Annotated in this window: 16 protein-coding genes; 11 read left to right on the top strand and 5 right to left on the bottom strand. The window is 62.6% G+C overall.

Annotation, left to right across the window (positions count from 1 at the left end):
* Nucleotides 1–212: 212 nt before the first annotated feature.
* Both ACTORR_RS11610 and ACTORR_RS11615 read right to left on the bottom strand, forming a co-directional pair.
* Nucleotides 213–842, bottom strand: coding sequence for a response regulator (locus ACTORR_RS11610; RefSeq protein ID WP_054885209.1), 630 nt, complete (start codon nt 840–842; stop codon nt 213–215).
* A 10-nt stretch (nt 843–852) separates the two neighbouring features.
* Nucleotides 853–3,240, bottom strand: coding sequence for a PAS domain-containing sensor histidine kinase (locus ACTORR_RS11615; protein ID WP_054885210.1), 2,388 nt, complete (start codon nt 3,238–3,240; stop codon nt 853–855).
* Nucleotides 3,241–3,335: 95 nt separating this feature from the next.
* Here ACTORR_RS11615 and ACTORR_RS11620 point away from each other — a divergent pair, with 95 nt between their 5' ends.
* Complete coding sequence (locus tag ACTORR_RS11620) at nt 3,336–4,334, top strand: alpha/beta hydrolase family protein (RefSeq protein ID WP_054885211.1); 999 nt, start codon at nt 3,336–3,338, stop codon at nt 4,332–4,334.
* A 31-nt stretch (nt 4,335–4,365) separates the two neighbouring features.
* On the opposite strand, the gene ACTORR_RS11625 is transcribed toward ACTORR_RS11620, so the two are convergent.
* From ACTORR_RS11625 to ACTORR_RS11635, 3 genes are read right to left on the bottom strand one after another with little or no spacing between them, the layout of a single operon-like run.
* Nucleotides 4,366–5,130, bottom strand: coding sequence for a TerB family tellurite resistance protein (locus ACTORR_RS11625; protein ID WP_054885212.1), 765 nt, complete (start codon nt 5,128–5,130; stop codon nt 4,366–4,368).
* 1 nt (nt 5,131) lies between these two features.
* Nucleotides 5,132–5,803: an N-acetylmuramate alpha-1-phosphate uridylyltransferase MurU gene (murU, locus tag ACTORR_RS11630; protein WP_262109069.1), complete on the bottom strand. Its 672-nt coding sequence runs from the start codon at nt 5,801–5,803 to the stop codon at nt 5,132–5,134.
* A complete protein-coding gene (locus ACTORR_RS11635) occupies nt 5,800–6,819 on the bottom strand; it encodes an aminoglycoside phosphotransferase family protein (protein WP_099813722.1) in 1,020 nt (339 codons plus the stop codon). Before ACTORR_RS11635 ends, murU begins: the two co-directional genes overlap by 4 nt.
* Before the next feature lie 130 nt (nt 6,820–6,949).
* Here ACTORR_RS11635 and ACTORR_RS11640 point away from each other — a divergent pair, with 130 nt between their 5' ends.
* The 10 genes from ACTORR_RS11640 (at nt 6,950) to ACTORR_RS11685 (ending at nt 19,906) form a co-directional block, all read left to right on the top strand.
* A complete protein-coding gene (locus ACTORR_RS11640) occupies nt 6,950–9,754 on the top strand; it encodes an LPS-assembly protein LptD (protein WP_262109067.1) in 2,805 nt (934 codons plus the stop codon).
* The gene (locus tag ACTORR_RS11645) at nt 9,735–11,054 is read left to right on the top strand and encodes a peptidylprolyl isomerase (protein ID WP_054885216.1); all 1,320 of its coding nucleotides are present in this window, start codon (nt 9,735–9,737) and stop codon (nt 11,052–11,054) included. The genes ACTORR_RS11640 and ACTORR_RS11645 overlap by 20 nt, the downstream gene beginning before the upstream one ends.
* Nucleotides 11,051–12,040 carry a 4-hydroxythreonine-4-phosphate dehydrogenase PdxA gene (gene pdxA / locus ACTORR_RS11650; RefSeq protein WP_286935480.1) on the top strand — a complete coding sequence of 330 codons (990 nt, stop codon included), beginning with the start codon at nt 11,051–11,053 and terminating at the stop codon, nt 12,038–12,040. Before ACTORR_RS11645 ends, pdxA begins: the two co-directional genes overlap by 4 nt.
* A complete protein-coding gene (rsmA, locus tag ACTORR_RS11655) occupies nt 12,037–12,837 on the top strand; it encodes a 16S rRNA (adenine(1518)-N(6)/adenine(1519)-N(6))-dimethyltransferase RsmA (RefSeq protein WP_054885218.1) in 801 nt (266 codons plus the stop codon). Before pdxA ends, rsmA begins: the two co-directional genes overlap by 4 nt.
* Nucleotides 12,838–13,132: 295 nt before the next feature.
* Entirely contained in the window at nt 13,133–13,513 is a 381-nt protein-coding gene (apaG, locus tag ACTORR_RS11660; protein ID WP_054885219.1) for a Co2+/Mg2+ efflux protein ApaG, read from the top strand.
* On the top strand, nt 13,513–14,379 hold the full coding sequence (locus tag ACTORR_RS11665) for a symmetrical bis(5'-nucleosyl)-tetraphosphatase (RefSeq protein WP_054885220.1): 867 nt from the start codon (nt 13,513–13,515) through the stop codon (nt 14,377–14,379). Before apaG ends, ACTORR_RS11665 begins: the two co-directional genes overlap by 1 nt.
* Before the next feature lie 13 nt (nt 14,380–14,392).
* Nucleotides 14,393–14,722, top strand: a complete 330-nt coding sequence (gene glpE, locus ACTORR_RS11670; protein WP_054885221.1) for a thiosulfate sulfurtransferase GlpE — start codon at nt 14,393–14,395, stop codon at nt 14,720–14,722.
* A 283-nt stretch (nt 14,723–15,005) separates the two neighbouring features.
* Nucleotides 15,006–16,928: a PrkA family serine protein kinase gene (locus ACTORR_RS11675; RefSeq protein WP_054885222.1), complete on the top strand. Its 1,923-nt coding sequence runs from the start codon at nt 15,006–15,008 to the stop codon at nt 16,926–16,928.
* 141 nt (nt 16,929–17,069) lie between these two features.
* Complete coding sequence (locus ACTORR_RS11680) at nt 17,070–18,341, top strand: YeaH/YhbH family protein (RefSeq protein WP_099813724.1); 1,272 nt, start codon at nt 17,070–17,072, stop codon at nt 18,339–18,341.
* A complete protein-coding gene (locus ACTORR_RS11685; RefSeq protein WP_054885224.1) occupies nt 18,338–19,906 on the top strand; it encodes a SpoVR family protein in 1,569 nt (522 codons plus the stop codon). The genes ACTORR_RS11680 and ACTORR_RS11685 overlap by 4 nt, the downstream gene beginning before the upstream one ends.
* Nucleotides 19,907–19,928: the final 22 nt, after the last annotated feature.

Consider the following 19,928-nt stretch of genomic DNA (forward strand, 5'->3'; position numbering starts at 1 on the left):
ATGTCCTCATCCGGCTGGAAGATTTGTTGTAGGGATTGCCCTACAAGAACGGCGCTTTCAGCACAGACATTAATCCCGGTGGGAGCGGGTTCACCCGCGAAGAGGCCAGCCCAGGCACCGTGCAAATGGCAGGCCTGACCCTTTCGCGGGTAAACCCGCTCCCACAGGATTCGGCGCCGTACAGGCAATGGCAGCTGTCGCAATCAGAACAGTCAGACCAGCTTGTGCTCCATGGCGTACTTGACCAGCTCCGCCAGTGAATTGACCTTGAGCTTCTGCATCAGCCTGGCCTTGTGGGTGCTGATGGTCTTGCTCGACAGCGCCAGTTGCTGGGCGATGTCGTTGACGTTGGCGCCCTGGGCCAAGCGCTCGAACACCGAGAATTCGCGCTCTGACAACAGCGTGTGCAGTGGCCGGGTCTCAGTCAGGCCCACCTCGAAGACCATGCGGTCGGCCAGTGCCGGATCGATATAGCGCCCGCCGCCTGCAACCCGGCGAATCGCCGTGAGCAACAGGGCCGGGTCACTGTCCTTGGTCGCATAGCCAGCAGCGCCAGCTTTCAAGGCACGGGCCGCCATTTGCGCCTCATCGTGCATCGACAGCATCAGGATCGCCGGAGCATCGTGCAACGCGCGGATTCGCGGGATCGCCTCCAGGCCATTCACCCCCGGCATGGAAATATCCAGCAACACCACCTCGCAGGGTGTGTGGCGCAGGGTTTCGAGCAACTGCTCGCCGTTCCCGGCCTCCCCCGCCACCTGCATGTCTTTGGCCAGGCCAATCAACTGTTTGATGCCTTCGCGGACAATGGTGTGGTCTTCGGCCACCAGCACTCGAATCACGCTCGCTCTCCTACTCCAAGGGAATGGTCACGCTCAGGCTGGTGCCTTCGCCTGGTTCACTGTCCAGCGCCATGCTGCCGCCGAGCATCAGCACCCGCTCACGTACGCCGACCAGGCCGAACGAGGCAGGTCTGGGCTGGTCCCGACGGAACCCGGTGCCATCGTCGCTGACGGTCATGCGCAGCTGCCCGTCCTCCCGCACCAGCTCGATCTCCACACTGTGCGCCTGCGCGTGGCGCATCACGTTGGTCAACGCCTCCTGCAGGATGCGGAACAGGCCGATGGCCTTGGCATCGCTCAATGCTGGCAGATTATCCGGCACCTGCACCAGACAGGGTATCTGTGTGCGCGCTTCGAAGCGCCGCGCCTGCCATTCGATGGCCGAGGCAATGCCAGCGTCGAGGATCGGTGGACGCAGCGCGGTGGCTACGTCGCGCACCAACTGGAACAGCTGGGCGATCAGGCGCTTCATGCTGCCCAGGCGCTCGTGCAGCCCAGGATCCAGGTCGGCAAAGGCCAGCTCGCACATCGACACTTCCAGCTTGAGCACGGTCAGCATCTGCCCCAGCTCGTCGTGAACTTCACGGGCGATGCGGGCCTTTTCTTCTTCGCGCACGCTCTCCAGGTGCGCCGACAGTTCGCGCAGCTGTTCCTGCGACTGGGCCAGCGCCAGCTCGGCGCGCTTGCCCTGGGTAATGTCCCAGACGATACCGTCCCAGGCCACCCGGCCATTGGGCAGGCGTCGGGCACTGGCCTTGATGTCGGCCCAGCGTTGCTCACCCTGACGGGTGAGGATGCGCCCCTGCCACGACCAGTCCTGATCGCTGGCAATGGCCAGGTCCTGCACCTGGTGATAGTCGGCCCGGTCGTCCGGATGAACGAGATTGCGCAAGCCCATCAACGGGTGCTGGATCTGCGCAGGCGTGTAACCCACCAGTGCCTCGCTGCCTTCGCTGATGTAGGGAAATTCCGGCTCGCCTTCGGCCGGCGCCGGTTCAAGGCGGAACACCAGGCCCGGCACGTTGCCTGCGATACCCTTGAGCCGCGCCTCGCTTTCGCGCAACGCCGCCAGGGCGCGATGGCGCTCGGTGACATCGGCGAGGTACACCACCAGGTATTCGGCATCGCGAAAACGCAGGAAACTGAGCGACAGCTCCACCGGGAGCAAGCTGCCATCAGCGCGCCGGCATTGGGTTTCGAATTGCCGGGCACCGCCGTCGCCGGCGCGGGCCCCCTTCCACAGTTCCAGCCAGCGGTCCATGCTCAGGTTCGGCTCGAAGTCGCTCAGCGGGCGCTCCAGCAACTCAGCCTCGGCATAGCCGAGCATGGCCTCCACTGCATGGTTGGCGTAGCGCACATGGCTGTCCCAATTGACCCAGAGAATGCCCACCGTACTCTGGTCGATAGCGAACTGGCTAAGGCGCAGTGCCTCTTCGCGGCCCTGCCGCTCGGTCAGGCTTTCGCGCGTGGCCAGCAGACTGCGCTCCAGCTGACGTTGCTGCCGACGCTGCCACACCAGGGTGGCCACGGTACACAGCAGCAACATGCCGAACAGCAACGCCAGGTTCTGCCAGAAGCCCGGCGACTCGCTCAAGCGCGGGTACTTAGGCTGCAACCAACGCTGGTGAAGTTGCTCCAGCGCCTTGGCAGGCATGGCCTGCAGCCCGCGTTCGAGCACATCGGCGAGCATTGGCCAGTCGCGCCGGGAGCCCACCCGCAATAACTGGGGCAAACCTATATCACCCACCACTACCAGCTCGGCGAACTCATTTTCGCGTGACAACCGACTTAGCTGAGCCTCATCCAGCACCGCGTAACTGGCCTGGCCGCCGACCACCCATTGCAACGCCTCGCGTTCGCTGGGCACGCCTTGCACGTTCAGGCCGCTGTAATTACCGCGCAGATAGTCGGCTAGAACGCTGGGCATGCGCACTGCGACGCGGGTTTGCGCATCGAGCTTTTCCAGCTCTACCGACATTGCCCCTGTCCGCGCTCCCACCACCAGTTGGGGGACCCGCATGTAAGGGTCGCTGAACAGCCACAGGCGCAAGCTGGCCGGGGTTTGCGTCAGCCCTGGGGCAAAATCGATTTCTCCCGCCTGCAAGGCATGTTCAAGGCTGGCCTGGTCAGTGAAGTTGCGCCAGGTCAGGTCCAGGCCCAACGCTTGTCCCAACCAGTTCACCAGCTCGACGTTGGCGCCGTAAAGCTGTTGCAGACGCCGGTCGAACTGGGCGTAGGGCGCCTGCAGCACCAGACCGACACGCAAGCTGCGATGGCTTTCGAGCCATTGCTGCTGTGCAGGCTCCAAGGTCACCGCTGGCGACACCTGCGGCCGTGCCAACGCGATCAAGGGCAGGCACAACCAGCCGATAACCAACAGGCGACGCAATCGCTTCATCTACACGCTCGTCTTGGCAAGGGCGGCCATGCAGCATGGCCGCCGCGGGCAAATACTATTAGGCTGCCGGTATCATTCTGGCCTTGGGTTGATTCATGTCCACACTTTATCGCACGACGCTGGCAATGTGCTGCCTGGCCTCGCTCCTACCACTCGCCGCCCTGGCCGCCGATGCGGCCACGCCAGAGGCTGCAACCGAGGCGCCCTCCGCCGCGGCGCCACGCCCACCGCTGCTGGAGCGCAGCCAGGAGGGCGCGCAAGCCCTGGAGCGCCTGGTACCAAAAGCCGAACAACAGACCCTGCAGGCCGGAGCGGACAGCTTCCTGGCCCTGTGGAAACCGGCCAACCTGGCTGATCCGCAAGGTGCCGTGATCATCGTGCCTGGCGCTGGCGAGAATGCCGACTGGCCCAATGCAGTCGGGCCGCTGCGGCGCAAGTTCCCGGATATCGGCTGGCACAGCCTGAGCGTGAGCCTGCCCGACCTGCTCGCTGACGCCCCGCAGGCGCGGGTAGAGGCCAAGCCGGCGCCAGCGCCTGAGCAGAAGACAGGCGAAAGCGCACCGGCCAAGGACACCCCTGCCGACGCCAACGCCAACGTCGCCCAGGCCACGGCCGCCGACGCCGAGACCGCAGAAAGCACCGACGCCGAGCAAGCCAGCGAACAGAACGACGTGGCCGACGCTGAACGCATCTTCGCCCGCCTGGATGCTGCCGTAGCCTATGCGCAACAGCACAATTCGCGCAGCATCGTGCTGATCGGTCACGGCAGCGGCGCCTATTGGGCAGCGCGCTACCTGAGCGAGAAGCAACCGCCGCAGGTGCAGAAACTGGTGATGGTGGCGGCGCAGACGCCGGCGCGGGTCGAGCACGATCTGGAAAGCCTGACGCCAACCCTCAAGGTGCCGACGGCCGACCTCTACTACGCCACCCGTACCGGCGACCGCAATGCCGCCGCGCTGCGCTTGCAGGCCAGCAAGCGGCAGAAGGACAGCCAGTACAAGCAGCTCTCGCTGATTGCCATGCCGGCGAACAAGGACGGCGAGCAGGAGCAGCTGTTCCGCCGGGTTCGAGGCTGGATGAGCCCGCAACAGTAGTGTGAATGGCCAGGGGCGCTGTGCGCCCCTGCTAGAACCCCTGCCGCTTGCGCACGATGGCATAGGCCTGGTGCAGTTCGCGGGTCCGCTCGGTCGCTTCGCGCACTTGCGCCTCGCTTGCTCCGCTGCCCGCCAGCTTGTCCGGATGATGCTTGCTGACCAGGCGCCGGTAAGCCTGCTTGACCTGGTCCCCTTCAGTGTCGGCCTCGATGCCCAGCAAGCGCAGTGCTGCCGCATAGTTCATAGCCGCCGCTGACGCCGGCACCTTGCGCGGCTCGTACTCCAGCGACATTGCCTGTACCTGGCGACGGCTCAGGCCCAGCTTTTGCCCCCACTCCAGTAACAGCTCGCGCTCATGGCGCCCGGCCTTACCGTCGGCCCAGGCCATGCGCCAGCAGGCACGGAGGGTACCCTCGGCAGCATGCGGCTGCAGCCGGATCCGGCGCAGGTGGCCCGACAGCCGGTCTTTGCCCGCCTTGCCCCGGTTGAACGCGGCGATGGCCCGCAACCGCGCCGCCTCGGGCATGTCCAGGCGGACCATTTCCTGCCGCGCCTGCTGAATGTGCTGCTCGGCCACACGACCATCACTCTTGGCCAGCCGCCCGAGCAAGACGAACAGCAACTCATCGTCTTGCAGGACCGGGCGAGCACCCAGGCGTTCGCACATGTCGTCCCAACCCTGCAAGCGCAGGCGTCGGTCCATCGCCTGGCCCAGCAAGGCACCGAGCAGCGCCCCGGGGATACTGGCGACCGCGAAGCCTGCGCCCAACCCGATTACCGTGCCTGGCCACCACATGTCAGGCGCGCTCGCCGATCAAGCGCTCGGCCTCGGCCAAGCGCTCAAGGGTACCGACATCCACCCAAAGGCCACGGTAATGCTCGCCACTCACCTGGCCCGACGCCATCGCCTGACGCAACAACGGCGCCAACTTGAAGGCCCCCGCCTGGCAGCCTTCGAACAGCGCCGGGTGCAGCACCGAGAGTCCGCTGAACGTCAGCGTACCGGGGGCGTCGTCACCATCGATCACCCGATCCTCGCGCAGACGGAAGTCGCCACGCCCGTGATGCCCTGGGTTGTCGACCAGCACCAGGTGCGCCAGCCCACGCAGCGGCGTGCGCAGTTGCGTGAAGTCGTAGTCGGTCCAGACATCGCCGTTGATCAGGGCAAAGGGCTCGCTCCCCAGCAACGGCAGGGCTTTGAAGATTCCGCCGCCGGTTTCCAGCGGCTCCCCTTCGGCCGAGTAACGGATGCGCAGGCCGAACCGGCCGCCATCGCCCAGATGATCTTCGATCTGCTGGCCAAGCCAGGCGTGGTTGATCACCACCTCGGTAAACCCGGCCGCCGCCAGCGCGCGCAGGTGATATTCGATCAGTGGCTGACCCGCGACTGGCACCAGCGGTTTGGGGGTATGCAGGGTCAGCGGGCGCATGCGCTCGCCTTTGCCTGCTGCAAGAATCATCGCCTTCATGCATGCGCTCCGGCTTGCAACTCGGCAATCAGCTGGCCCAGTTCGGCAAGCTCCGGGCGACGGCTGACCACTTCATCTATATAGGCGAAGAATCGCGGGACGTCGGCCAGATAACGCGGTTTTCCGTCACGATGGCAGATTCGCGCGAAGATACCGATCACCTTGAGGTGGCGCTGCACGCCCATCAGGTCACTGGCACGCTGGAAATCGCCGAATACCGGCTGCACCGGAATACCGGCGGCTCGCGCCTGGTCCCAGTAGCTGCGCAACCAGACTTCGACCTGCGCCTGCGGCCAGCTGAGGAAAGCGTCCTTGAACAGACAGGTGATGTCGTAGGTGACCGGGCCATAGACTGCGTCCTGGAAGTCCAGCACGCCTGGGTTCGGGGTGCTTTGCATCAGGTTGCGCGGCATGTAGTCACGGTGCACCAGCACCTTGGGCTGGGCCAGGGCGCTGTCGATCAGCAGTTGGCTGATACGCTGCCAGCTGGCTTTCTGCGCTTGCGTGAAGGCCAGGCCAAGCTCACGGCCTACGTACCACTCCGGGAACAGTTCGACTTCACGGCGCAGCAAGGCGTCATCGTAGCTGGGCAATGGCGCGCCCATTGGCAGACGCTGGAAGGCCAGCAGGGCGTCAATCGCATCGGCAAACAGGCCATCGGCATTGTCGGCCTGAATGATGTCCAGGTATGTCTGATGGCCCATGTCACCCAGCAACAGGAAGCCGCGCTCCAGGTCCTGCGCATGGATCTGCGGCACATGCACGCCTGCACTGGCCAGCAGATGGTCAATGGCGACGAATGGTCGGCAGTTTTCCTGCGGAGGCGGCGCGTCCATGATCACGAAACTGTGGCCCGCCCCCTGCCAGCGGAAGTAACGGCGGAAGCTGGCGTCGCTGCTGGCGGCGGTCAGGCTGCCCTCGGGCACCTCGCCCCAGGCGTTGTCGCGGAAAAGTCGATCGAGCTGCTCATGGAGCCAGACAGTCAGTTGTTGCAGGCGTACATCGTGTTCAGGCATTACAAGGGTCTCCGACGGCCCTAGCCGTCAAGCGGGTCATGCTTTATTATCCAGCATCTTTTTCAGACCATCGAGAGGCGTGCGGCCCCACACGCGGGCAGATGGCACGCAGGAAGCCCGGACTAATAAGATGGCATTGAAATCCCCCGCGTTTCGTAGAAAGTTTCCGTTGCTGGTAACCGGCGGTCTGCTGGCCATGCAACCTCTTGCCACCTCCTATGTGGTGGCTGCCGAGCAGTTCGACTGCCAAGTGTCCGCCTCCGGTGGTTGGGACTGCAAGCCCAAGACCCCAGCCAACAACCTGCCTCCGCGCCCGGTGCACGAAGGTGCTGCGCTCACGTCCGGCACCGAAGCCGAGTCGGCCGAGGCCGAGAGCGCTGACAAGCCGATGCTGGTCACCGAGGCCAAGGGCCGTGGCCTGAAGTCGCGCAGCGAAGACTACAGCCACCTCGACTGGGTTCCACGCGAGAAGCTCACTGCCGCCCAGCTGGCCGAAACCGGCCCGTATTGTGGCGGTGCGTACATCGAGCCGACCCGCCCGGGCATGGCCGACTCCACGCCGAAGGACGAGTCGCCGACCTACATCAACGCCAAGGTCTCCAAGTACCAGCAGGAGCAGCAGATCGCTACCCTCGCGGGTGACGTGGTCATGCGCCAGGGCAGCATGCAGGCCGAAGCCGACGAAGCCAACCTGTACCAGGCCGAGAACCGTGGCGAGCTCAAGGGCAACGTCAAGATCCGCGACAACGGCTCGCTGGTCGTCGGTGACCAGGCAGAGATCCAGCTCGACACCGGCGAAGCCCAGGTCGACAACGCCGAATACGTGATGCACAAGTCGCACATCCGCGGCAACGCCCTGTACGCCAAGCGTGGCGAAAACGCCATCATCCGCCTCAAGGACGGTACGTACACCACGTGCGAACCGGGCAGCAACGCCTGGCAGCTGAAGGGCAACAACATCACCCTGAACCCGGCGACCGGTTTCGGTACCGCGACCAACGTCACCCTGCGGGTCAAAGATTTCCCGGTGTTCTACACACCGTACATCTACTTCCCGATCGACGACCGTCGCCAGTCCGGCTTCCTGCCGCCGTCGTTCAGCAGCACCAGCGACACCGGCTTCATGCTGGTCACGCCTTACTACTTCAACCTGGCGCCCAACTATGACGCCACGTTGTACCCGCGCTACATGACCAAGCGCGGCCTGCTGATGGAAGGCGAGTTCCGCTACCTGACCAAGTCCAGCGAAGGCCAGTTCGGCGGCGGCTACCTCAACGACGAGGACGACGATCGCAAGCTGCAGACGGACTACAAGAAAGAACGCTGGATGATCAACTGGCAGCACAAGGGTGGCTTGGACGAGCGCCTGATGACTGAAGTTGATTACACCGACATCAGCGATCCGTTCTACTTCCAGGACCTGGAAACCGACCAGATTGGCGTCAAGAGCCGGGACGTGGTCAACCAGCAAGGTGCCCTGACCTGGCGTGGCGACACCTACACCGCCCGCCTGAATGCGCAAGCGTACGAGATGGCGACCCTGTCGCAGATTACGCCGTACGACAAGCTGCCGCAGATCACCCTCAACGGTGCACTGCCGTTCCATCCGGGCGGTCTGGACATGGGTTACGAAACCGAAGCAGTACGCTTCGACCGTAACCTCAAGAACGACACGGTGTTCGACAAGGACGGCAACCTCGACACCACCGCCGGTCCCGATGGCCGCCGCCTGGACCAGAACATCACTGGCATTGCACGGGCCAACGGCACGCGCCTGAATGTTGCGCCGTCGATCAGCCTGCCGATGCAAGCCAGCTATGGTTACATCACGCCCAAGCTGAAATATGCCTACACGCACTATGACCTCGATCTGGACAGCCAAGGCCAGGCCCAAGCCATTGCGCAATCGGCCAACCCGGCATACGGCAGCTACAACAGCACGCTGAACCGTGATATTCCGATCGCCTCGGTCGACAGCGGCCTGTATTTCGACCGCAACACCTCGCTGTTCGGTACCAACTACCGGCAGACCCTCGAACCGCGCATGTACTACCTCTACGTCCCGTACAAGGACCAGAAGGACATCCCGCTGTTCGACACGGGTGAAACCCTGTTCAGCTACGACTCGCTGTTCCGCGACAACCGCTTCTCCGGCACCGACCGTATCGGTGACGAGAACAAGCTGTCGCTGGGTGTGACCACCCGCTGGATCGAGGACAACGGCTTCGAGCGCCAGAACTTCAGCATCGGCCAGGCCTACTACTTCAAGGACCGCAAGGTCCAGCTGCCCGGCATCGACTACCGTACCCGCAAGGACTCGCAGTCGGATGTGTCGCCATACGCGTTGCTGTACAACTACTACTTCAACCGCGACTGGCGCTTCAATTCGGACTTCAACTGGGACCCGGACAGCCGCAGCACCCGCTCGGGCAGCGCGATGTTCCACTACCAGCCTGAAGACAACCCGAACAAGGTGGTCAACTTCGGTTATCGCTACCGCAATGACACCATCGCTTACGATTCCACCACCGGTACCTGGAAAGTGGGCGGCGGCGACTATGGCACGCCGGGCGACCCGAACTTCATCAAGGATTACTACAAGATCCAGCAGCACGACTTCTCGGTGATCTGGCCGCTCGTGCCGCAATGGAGCGTGATCGCCCGCTGGCAGCATGACTACAACCGCAACCGTACCCTGGAAGCCATGGGTGGCTTCGAGTACGACAACTGCTGCTGGAAGCTGCGCCTGATCAACCGTTACTGGATCGACTCCGACGACTTTAGCCAGGCTACCCCGACAAACGAAAAGGGTGACCACGGCATCTTCCTGCAAATCGTCCTGAAAGGCCTCGGCGGCGTAGTGGGCAACAAGGTGGAATCGTTCCTCGACCAAGGCATTCAAGGTTACCGTACACGTGAAGACCAAGCTTATTGATCGACTGCGCCCGGTATTGCTGGGCGCTGCATTGCTGAGTGGCGCGGTGCATGCCGCGGTACAACCTCTGGACCGCGTGGTAGCCATCGTCGACAACGACGTGGTCATGCAAAGCCAGCTGGACCAGCGCGTCCACGAGGTGCAGCAGACCATCGCCAAGCGCGGCGGTGGCGTACCACCGACCGGCGCACTGGAGCAGCAGGTACTGGAACGCCTGATCGTCGAGAACCTGCAGCTGCAGATTGGCGAGCGTTCGGGGATCCGCATCACCGACGAAGAACTGAACCAGGCCATCGGTACCATTGCCCAGCGCAATGGCATGTCCCTGGAGCAGTTCCGCGCCGCCCTCGCCCATGACGGCTTGTCGTTCGACGACGCCCGTGAGCAGGTCAAGCGCGAGATGATCATCAGCCGCGTGCGTCAGCGTCGCGTTGCCGAGCGCATCCAGGTGTCCGAGCAGGAAGTGAAGAACTTCCTCGCCTCGGACATGGGCAAGATGCAGATGTCGGAAGAGTACCGCCTGGCCAACATCCTCATCCCGACCCCGGAAGCCGCCAACTCGGACGACATCCAGAAAGCTGCACGCAAGGTCGGCGAGCTGTACCAGCAACTGCGCCAGGGCGCCGACTTCGGCCAGGTGGCGATTGCCAACTCGGCCAGCGAAAACGCCCTGGAAGGTGGCGAAATGGGCTGGCGTAAAGCGGCCCAGCTGCCACCGGACTTCGCCAAGATGCTAAGCAGCATGGCAGTCGGCGACATCACCCAGCCAATCCGTATCCCCAACGGCTTCATCCTTCTCAAGCTCGAAGAGAAGCGCGGTGGCGGCGAGAACGTGCTGCGTGACGAAGTGCATGTCCGTCATATCCTGATCAAGCCGAGCGAAATCCGCAGCGAAGCAGCCACCAAGCAGTTGGCCGAGCGCCTGTACGAGCGTATCCAGAACGGCGAAGATTTCGGCGAACTGGCGAAGAGCTTCTCGGAAGACCCAGGTTCGGCACTCAACGGCGGCGATCTCAACTGGGTCGACCCGAACAGCCTGGTGCCTGAGTTCCGCGAGCAGATGGCCGATGCCCAGCAAGGCGTGGTGACCAAGCCATTCAAGACCCAGTACGGCTGGCACGTCCTGGAAGTGCTGGGCCGTCGCGCTACCGACAGCACCGAACAGGCGCGTGAGCAACAGGCCATGAACGTGCTGCGCAACCGCAAGTACGACGAAGAGCTGCAGACCTGGCTGCGCCAGATCCGCGACGAAGCCTACGTTGAAATCAAGCTGCCTGGCGCTGACCAGGCCGCGAAGTGAAGCCCCTGCGCTTCGCCGTCACTCCCGGCGAACCAGCCGGCATAGGCCCTGACCTGTGCCTGCTGCTCGCCGCCGACGCCCAGCCCCATCCCCTGATTGCCATCACCAGCCGTGACCTGCTCGCCGAGCGGGCCACGCAGCTGGGGCTGGCGGTCAACCTGCTAGCGGTAGCGCCAGGCCAATGGCCTGACCAGCCTGCGCCTGCCGGTAGCCTGTACGTATGGGATACACCCTTGGCTGCGCCCGTGGTGGCGGGCCAGCTGAACAAGGCCAACGCGGCGTTCGTGCTGGAAACGCTGACCCGTGCCGGCCAAGGTTGCCTTGATGGGCAATTCGCCGGGATGATCACCGCGCCAGTGCACAAGGGCGTGATCAACGAAAGCGGTATCGCCTTCTCCGGCCATACCGAATTTCTTGCCGACCTGACCCGCACCGCCCAGGTGGTGATGCTGCTGGCCACCCGTGGCCTGCGCGTTGCCCTGGTGACCACGCACCTGCCGCTGCGGGACATTGCCGACGCCATCACTGCCGAACGTGTGGAGCGGGTTACCCGCATCCTGCACGCCGACATGCGCGACAAGTTCGGCATCGCCAACCCGCGCATCCTGGTCTGCGGCCTCAACCCGCATGCCGGAGAAGGCGGCCATCTTGGCCGCGAAGAAATCGACATCATCGAGCCGACGCTGGCCTGCCTGCGCACTGAAGGCATGGACCTGCGCGGCCCACTGCCGGCCGATACCCTGTTTACCCCCAAATATCTGGAGCACTGCGATGCAGTGCTGGCGATGTACCACGACCAGGGCCTGCCCGTACTCAAGTACAAAGGCTTTGGCGCAGCCGTCAACGTGACCTTGGGCCTGCCGATCATCCGCACATCGGTCGACCACGGCACTGCCCTGGACCTCGCCGGTAGCGGCAAGGTCGACACCGGCAGCCTGCGCGTAGCCCTGGAAACCGCCTACCAGATGGCCGAGAACCGACCATGAACGAGCAATACCAACACCGGGCACGCAAGCGCTTCGGCCAGAACTTCCTGCACGATGCAGGCATCATCGACCGCATCCTGCGCGCCATCAACGCCAAGGCCGGCGAACACCTGCTGGAAATCGGCCCGGGCCAGGGCGCCCTGACCGAAGGCTTGCTGGGCAGTGGCGCTCAGCTGGACGTTGTCGAGCTGGACAAGGACCTGGTCCCGATCCTGCAGCACAAGTTCGCTGGCCGCGATAATTTCCGCCTGCACCAGGGCGATGCGTTGAAGTTCGACTTCAACCAGCTGGGTGTGCCACCACGCAGCCTGAAGGTGGTCGGCAACCTGCCGTACAACATCTCTACCCCGTTGATCTTCCACCTGCTCAGCCATGCCGGACTGATCCGTGACATGCACTTCATGCTGCAGAAGGAAGTGGTCGAGCGCATGGCTGCCGGCCCAGGCGGGGGTGACTGGGGTCGCCTGTCGATCATGGTCCAGTACCACTGCCGCGTGGAACACCTGTTCAACGTCGGCCCAGGCGCGTTCAACCCGCCGCCGAAGGTCGACTCGGCAATCGTGCGCCTGGTGCCGCACGAAGTGCTGCCGCACCCGGCCAAGGATGCACGGTTGCTGGAGCAGGTGGTGCGTGAGGCGTTCAACCAGCGTCGCAAGACCCTGCGCAACACCATGAAAGGCCTGCTCGACAGCGCCGCAATCGAGGCCGCTGGCGTGGATGGCAGCCTGCGCCCTGAACAGCTCGACCTGGCGGCGTTCGTGCGCCTGGCCGATCAGCTGGCCGACCAGCAAGCCTGATTCAGCCTGCACCGGCCCTTTCGCAGGTGAACCCGCTCCCACAGGATTTGCGCAACCCCAGGAGCCTGTGCAGTCCCTGTGGGAGCAGGTTCAGCCTGCACCGACCCTTTCGCGGGTGAACCCGCTCCCACAGGAATTGCGCAACCCCAGGAGCCTGTGCGGTCCCTGTGGGAGCGGGTTTACCCGCGAAGGGGCCGGCACTGACAGCACACCCTCCAAGCCCCTACACCGCTGGCCCTCCACCCTGCCAATGGCCTAGACTGCATTATTGCGTCAGTTCGCCCAAGGCCCTTGCATGTCCGACCCTCGCTATCAGATCGACGTCAGCGTCGTGACCCGTTACCTGAAAGACCAATCCGACCCCGAAAGCAGTCGCTTCGCCTTCGCCTACACCATCACCGTGCAGAACAACGGCCTGGTCAAAGCCAAGCTGCTGTCACGCCACTGGCTGATCACCAACGGTGATGGCGAAGTCGAGGAAGTGCGCGGTGCCGGCGTGGTCGGCCAGCAGCCGACCATCGAACCTGGCCAGAGCCACACCTACAGCAGTGGCGCGGTGATCAGCACACGCGTCGGCACCATGCAGGGCAGCTACGAGATGTTCGCCGAAGACGGCAAGCGCTTCGAAGCCGACATCGCACCCTTCCGCCTCGCGGTTCCTGGAGCGCTGCACTGATGGCTACCTACGCCGTCGGAGACCTGCAAGGCTGCCTTGGTCCGCTCAAGTGCCTGCTCGCGCGGGTCAACTTCAACCCCGCGGTCGACCGCCTCTGGCTGGTCGGCGACCTGGTCAACCGCGGCCCCGAGTCGCTGGAAACCCTGCGCTACCTCTACTCGATCCGCCAGTCACTGGTGTGCGTGCTGGGCAACCATGATCTGCACCTGCTGGCTGCCTGGCAAAATGTCGAGCGTTTGAAGAAGAGCGACACCCTGCGCGAGGTCATCGAGGCGCCGGACGCCGATCAGTTGTTCGACTGGCTGCGCCAGCAGAAGCTGCTGCATTACGACGAGCCCCGCGGCGTCGCCCTGGTTCATGCCGGTATCCCGCCACAGTGGACCCTTGGCCAGGCCCTGAAGCTCGCTGCGGAAGTCGAAGAAGTGCTGCGCGACGACGGCCGACTGAAGCTGTATCTGGATGGCATGTACGGCAATGAGCCGAACAAGTGGAGCAAACACCTCACCGGTATCGAGCGCCTGCGGGTCATCACCAATTACCTTACGCGCATGCGCTTCTGCACCCCCGCAGGCAAGCTCGACCTCAAGAGCAAGGAAGGCCTGGGCACCGCACCCAAGGGCTACAAACCCTGGTATGCCCACAAAGACCGCCGCTCCCGCCACGTGACGATCATTTTCGGCCACTGGGCTGCACTCCAGGGCCAGGTCGACGAGCCTGGCATCATCGCTCTGGACACCGGCTGCGTGTGGGGGGGCGCCATGACCCTGTACAACGTTGACAGCGGTGAATACCACCGCTGCGACTGCACCGACGACGGCAATGTCCGTCTGCCTGCACAACCCACTACACTGAACGATCAATCCTGAAGAGAGCCGTACCATGAGCGAATTCAAGCGCATCCCTCCCGAGCAGGCCCTGGCACTGCGCGCACAAGGTGCGGTAGTCGTCGACATTCGCGACCCGCAAGCCTTTGCCGCCGGCCACATCACCGGTGCCAAGCATCTGGATAACCACTCGGTCGCCGAGTTCATCCGCAATGCCGACCTGGATGCCCCGACCCTGGTGGTCTGCTACCACGGTAACTCCAGCCAGAGCGCAGCGGCCTACCTGGTCGGCCAAGGTTTCTCCGAGGTGTACAGCGTCGATGGCGGCTTCGAACTATGGCGCGCCACCTACCCGGCAGAGACCGCTCAAGGCGCTGCCGAATAATTTTTTCATATTTACTGCAGCCCGCGCCCCACGCGGGCTCGCAGCCCACCTGACGAACGGTCGTTCGTAACTTCTGCACTGCGCGCCCTTGACCTTGCGGATAACCAACTATTCTTAAGCGCAGGCCATCCAAAAAAAGGGGAGAGCCGGTACACCGGCGTGCGGGTCATCGGTAGCGTTTCAGGGTGTTCTGGGGGGTATACAGCAATCGGCGAACCCGGTTGCATGCCAGCATCAGCTGACTGATCCGGCGTCGTCTCCACGTATCGAGCGAGGTGACGTCATGAGCATTTTTAGCCACTTCCAACAACGCTTCGAGTCTACGCGCCAGGAAGAACTCTCGCTGCAGGAGTACCTCGAGCTGTGCAAAGAGGATCGCAGTGCCTACGCATCGGCGGCTGAACGGCTGTTGCTGGCCATCGGTGAGCCAGAACTGATCGACACCTCAACCAACTCCAGGCTGTCGCGAATCTTTTCCAACAAGGTCATTCGCCGGTATCCGGCCTTTGCCGATTTCCATGGCATGGAAGAGTGCATCGACCAGATCGTTTCGTACTTCCGCCATGCCGCCCAAGGCCTGGAAGAGAAGAAGCAGATCCTCTATCTGCTGGGCCCGGTAGGCGGCGGTAAATCGTCGCTGGCCGAGAAACTCAAGCAGTTGATGGAAAAGGTGCCCTTCTACGCAATCAAGGGCTCGCCAGTGTTCGAGTCCCCCTTGGGCTTGTTCAATGCCACCGAAGACGGGGCCATTCTCGAGGAGGAGTACGGCATCTCGCGGCGCTACCTGAACACCATCATGTCGCCTTGGGCCACCAAGCGCCTGCAGGAGTTCGGCGGTGACATCAGCAAGTTCAGGGTAGTGAAGCTGTACCCCTCGATCCTTAACCAGATCGCCATCGCCAAGACCGAGCCGGGCGACGAGAACAACCAGGACATCTCCGCCCTGGTCGGCAAGGTCGATATCCGCAAGCTCGAGGAATTCCCGCAGAACGACGCCGATGCCTACAGCTATTCGGGCGCTCTGTGCCGGGCCAACCAGGGCCTGATGGAATTCGTCGAAATGTTCAAGGCGCCGATCAAGGTCCTGCACCCCTTGCTCACCGCCACCCAGGAAGGCAACTACAACAGTACCGAAGGCCTTGGGGCCATTCCCTACACCGGTATCCTGCTGGCCCACTCCAACGAATCGGAGTGGCACACCTTCCGTAACAACAAGAACAACGAGGCGTTCATCGACCGGATCTACATCGTCAAGGTGCCGTACTGCCTGCGGGTCAGCGATGAGATCAAGATCTACGACAAGCTGCTGATCAACAGCTCGCTGGCCAAGGCCCATTGCGCGCCAGACACGCTGAAGATGCTCGCCCAGTTCACCGTGCTCTCACGCCTGAAGGAGCCGGAAAACTCCAACATTTATTCGAAGATGCGCGTCTACGACGGCGAAAACCTCAAGGACACCGACCCGAAAGCCAAGTCGATCCAGGAGTACCGCGATGCGGCGGGCGTCGACGAAGGCATGAACGGCCTGTCGACCCGCTTCGCCTTCAAGATTCTCTCCAAGGTGTTCAACTTCGATCCACATGAAGTGGCAGCCAACCCGGTGCACCTGCTGTACGTGCTGGAACAGCAAATCGAGCAGGAACAGTTCCCGGCCGAAGTACGCGAGCGTTACCTGCGCTACCTGAAGGAGTACCTGGCACCGCGCTACATCGAGTTCATCGGCAAGGAAATCCAGACGGCCTACCTCGAGTCCTACAGCGAATACGGTCAGAATATCTTCGACCGCTACGTGCTGTACGCCGACTTCTGGATCCAGGACCAGGAATACCGCGATCCGGAAACCGGCGAGATCCTCAACCGCATCGCCCTCAACGAAGAACTGGAAAAGATCGAGAAACCGGCAGGCATCAGCAATCCGAAGGACTTCCGCAACGAGATCGTCAACTTCGTGCTGCGTGCCCGCGCCAACAACAATGGCAAGAACCCGAGCTGGCTCAGCTATGAGAAGCTGCGGGTGGTGATCGAGAAGAAAATGTTCTCCAACACCGAGGACCTGCTGCCGGTCATCAGCTTCAACGCCAAGGCCAGCAAGGAGGACCAACAGAAGCACAACGACTTCGTCACGCGCATGGTGGAACGTGGCTACACCGACAAACAGGTTCGCCTGCTCTCGGAATGGTACCTGCGGGTCAGGAAATCGCAATAAAGCGGCAAGCTACAAGCCGCTCGCTTCAAGCTGCCCAGCGCCGAGCGCAAGCCCGGCGCCGTAGCGTGAAGCAGCGGTGGCTGCTGATTCCAGCAGTCTGAAGCTTGTGGCTTGCAGCTGCTCCCAGCTACCGGAGGGACCATGAGCTACGTTATCGACCGACGCCTGAACGGCAAGAACAAGAGCACGGTCAACCGCCAGCGCTTCCTGCGGCGTTACCGTGAACACATCAAGAAGGCCGTCGAAGAGGCCGTGAGCCGCCGTTCCATCATGGACATGGAACATGGCGAACAGATCAGCATTCCGGGACGGGACATCGATGAACCTGTGCTGCACCATGGCCGGGGCGGCAAGCAGACCATCGTGCACCCAGGCAACAAGGAGTTCACCGCTGGCGAGCATATCCCTCGGCCACAAGGCGGCGGGGGCGGCGGTGGCCGCGGCAAGGCCGGCAACTCCGGCGAGGGGATGGATGACTTCGTCTTCCAGATCACCCAGGAAGAGTTTCTCGAATTCATGTTCGAAGACCTCGAACTGCCCAACCTGGTCAAACGCCACCTGACCGGCGCCGACACCTTCAAGACCGTGCGTGCTGGCATCGCCAACGAGGGCAACCCGTCACGCATCAACATCGTCCGTACCCTGCGCTCGGCGCACGCCCGGCGCATCGCCCTGACCGGCAGCAGCCGTGCGCTGCTGCGCGAAGCACAGAAGGAACTGGACCGGCTGAAAATCGAAGAACCCGACAACTTCACCGATATCCAGGAAGTCGAACAGGAAATCGAACGGCTCAAGGCACGCATCAACCGCCTGCCCTTCCTCGACACGTTCGACCTCAAGTACAACCTGCTGGTCAAGCAACCCAATCCCAGTTCCAAGGCGGTGATGTTCTGCCTGATGGACGTGTCCGGCTCGATGACTCAGGCCACCAAGGATATCGCCAAACGCTTCTTCATCCTGCTGTACCTGTTCCTCAAGCGAAACTACGACCGGATCGAGGTGGTGTTCATCCGCCACCACACCAGCGCCCGCGAAGTCGACGAGGAAGAATTCTTCTATTCCCGGGAAACTGGCGGCACCATCGTCTCCAGTGCGCTGAAGATGATGCAGGAAATCATGGCTGAACGTTACCCGGCCGCCGACTGGAACATCTATGCCGCCCAGGCGTCCGACGGCGACAACTGGAACGACGACTCGCCGATCTGCCGCGAGATCCTGTCCAAGCAGATCATGCCGCATGTGCAGTACTACACTTACGTTGAGATCACCCCCCGTGAGCACCAGGCGTTGTGGTACGAGTACGAGCGAATCGGCGAAGCCTTCCCCGACACATTCGCCCAGCAGCAGTTGGTATCGGCCGGCGATATCTACCCGGTCTTCCGTGAACTCTTCCAGCGCAGGTTAGCCACATGACCGCCAGAGCACAGAGACGCCAACCCATTTCCACCGGGTCCGAGTGGACGTTCGAACTGATCCAGACCTACGATCGGGAAATCAGTCGGCTGGCCGAGCGTTACGCCCTGGACACCTACCCCAACCAGATCGAGGTGATCACTGCCGAGCAGATGATGGATGCCTACGCGTCCGTCGGCATGCCGCTGGGTTACCACCATTGGTCCTACGGCAAGCAGTTCCTCAGTACCGAGAAGTCCTACAGCCGGGGCCAGATGGGTCTGGCGTACGAGATCGTGATCAATTCCGATCCGTGCATCGCCTACCTGATGGAAGAGAACACCATGTGCATGCAGGCACTGGTGATTGCCCACGCCTGCTATGGCCACAACAGCTTCTTCAAAGGCAATTACCTGTTCCGCACCTGGACCGACGCCACATCGATCATCGATTACCTTGTGTTCGCCAAGCAGTACATCGCCCAGTGCGAGGAACGCCACGGCATCGACGCCGTGGAGGACCTGATCGACTCCTGCCATGCGCTGATGAACTACGGCGTGGACCGCTACAAGCGCCCCTATCCGATCTCCGCTGAGGAAGAACGTCGGCGTCAGAAAGACCGGGAAGAGCACCTGCAACGGCAGATCAACGACCTATGGCGCACGATTCCAAAGAGTGCGGACAAAGGCGGTGACCGCGACGATGCCCGCTTCCCCTCCGAGCCGCAGGAAAACATCCTCTACTTCATCGAGAAGAACGCTCCGCTGCTCGAACCCTGGCAGCGCGAGGTGGTGCGCATCGTGCGCAAGATCGCCCAGTACTTCTACCCACAGCGCCAGACCCAGGTGATGAATGAAGGTTGGGCCACCTTCTGGCACTACACGCTGATGAATGACCTGTACGACGAAGGTCTGATCACTGAAGGCTTCATGATCGAGTTCCTGCAGTCCCACACCAGCGTGGTGTTCCAGCCCGGTTTCGACAGCCCGTACTACAGCGGCATCAACCCGTATGCACTGGGCTTTGCCATGTACACCGACATCCGCCGCATGTGCGAAAACCCGACGGAGGAAGATCGCCACTGGTTCCCCGACATTGCCGGCAGTGACTGGCTTTCTACCATCAAGTTCGCCATGAGCAGCTTCAAGGACGAGAGCTTCATCCTGCAGTACCTGTCACCCAAGGTGATGCGGGACCTGAAACTGTTCAGCATCCTCGATGATGACCAGCGCGACGACCTGCTGGTACCGGCCATCCATGACGAGGCGGGTTACCGGATAATTCGTGAGCAACTGGCTGCCCAGTACAACCTGGGCAACCGCGAGCCCAACGTGCAGATCTGGAGCATCGACCGCCGCGGCGATCGCTCGCTGACCTTGCGCCACCAGCAGCACAACCGCAAACCGCTGGGCGATTCCACTGAGGAAGTGCTCAAGCATCTGCACCGCTTGTGGGGCTTCGATATCCACCTGGAGACAGTACAGGGCGACCAGGTGATCAAGACCCATCACATGCCACCGCGCGGGGAACATGCCGAGAGCGGCGACTACGGGCGCATGGACCTCGCCGTCATCCACCACCTCTGATGCACCGCCATTACTGCCAACA

Origin of the sequence: Pseudomonas sp. SAR267 (assembly GCF_052077595.1) — a bacterium.
GTDB classification, from domain to species: Bacteria; Pseudomonadota; Gammaproteobacteria; order Pseudomonadales; family Pseudomonadaceae; genus Aquipseudomonas; species Aquipseudomonas vlassakiae.

Bases quoted from the DNA above. Each gene is read 5' to 3' on its own strand.
- ACTORR_RS11615 (WP_054885210.1), bottom strand. From the start codon at position 3,240: ATGAAGCGATTGCGTCGCCTGTTGGTTATCGGCTGGTTGTGCCTGCCC.
- ACTORR_RS11635 (WP_099813722.1), bottom strand. From the start codon at position 6,819: ATGCCTGAACACGATGTACGCCTGCAACAACTGACTGTCTGGCTCCAT.
- apaG (WP_054885219.1), top strand. From the start codon at position 13,133: ATGTCCGACCCTCGCTATCAGATCGACGTCAGCGTCGTGACCCGTTAC.
- ACTORR_RS11675 (WP_054885222.1), top strand. From the start codon at position 15,006: ATGAGCATTTTTAGCCACTTCCAACAACGCTTCGAGTCTACGCGCCAG.
- ACTORR_RS11620 (WP_054885211.1), top strand. From the start codon at position 3,336: ATGTCCACACTTTATCGCACGACGCTGGCAATGTGCTGCCTGGCCTCG.
- ACTORR_RS11625 (WP_054885212.1), bottom strand. From the start codon at position 5,130: ATGTGGTGGCCAGGCACGGTAATCGGGTTGGGCGCAGGCTTCGCGGTC.
- glpE (WP_054885221.1), top strand. From the start codon at position 14,393: ATGAGCGAATTCAAGCGCATCCCTCCCGAGCAGGCCCTGGCACTGCGC.
- rsmA (WP_054885218.1), top strand. From the start codon at position 12,037: ATGAACGAGCAATACCAACACCGGGCACGCAAGCGCTTCGGCCAGAAC.
- ACTORR_RS11685 (WP_054885224.1), top strand. From the start codon at position 18,338: ATGACCGCCAGAGCACAGAGACGCCAACCCATTTCCACCGGGTCCGAG.
- ACTORR_RS11640 (WP_262109067.1), top strand. From the start codon at position 6,950: ATGGCATTGAAATCCCCCGCGTTTCGTAGAAAGTTTCCGTTGCTGGTA.
- ACTORR_RS11665 (WP_054885220.1), top strand. From the start codon at position 13,513: ATGGCTACCTACGCCGTCGGAGACCTGCAAGGCTGCCTTGGTCCGCTC.
- murU (WP_262109069.1), bottom strand. From the start codon at position 5,803: ATGAAGGCGATGATTCTTGCAGCAGGCAAAGGCGAGCGCATGCGCCCG.
- ACTORR_RS11680 (WP_099813724.1), top strand. From the start codon at position 17,070: ATGAGCTACGTTATCGACCGACGCCTGAACGGCAAGAACAAGAGCACG.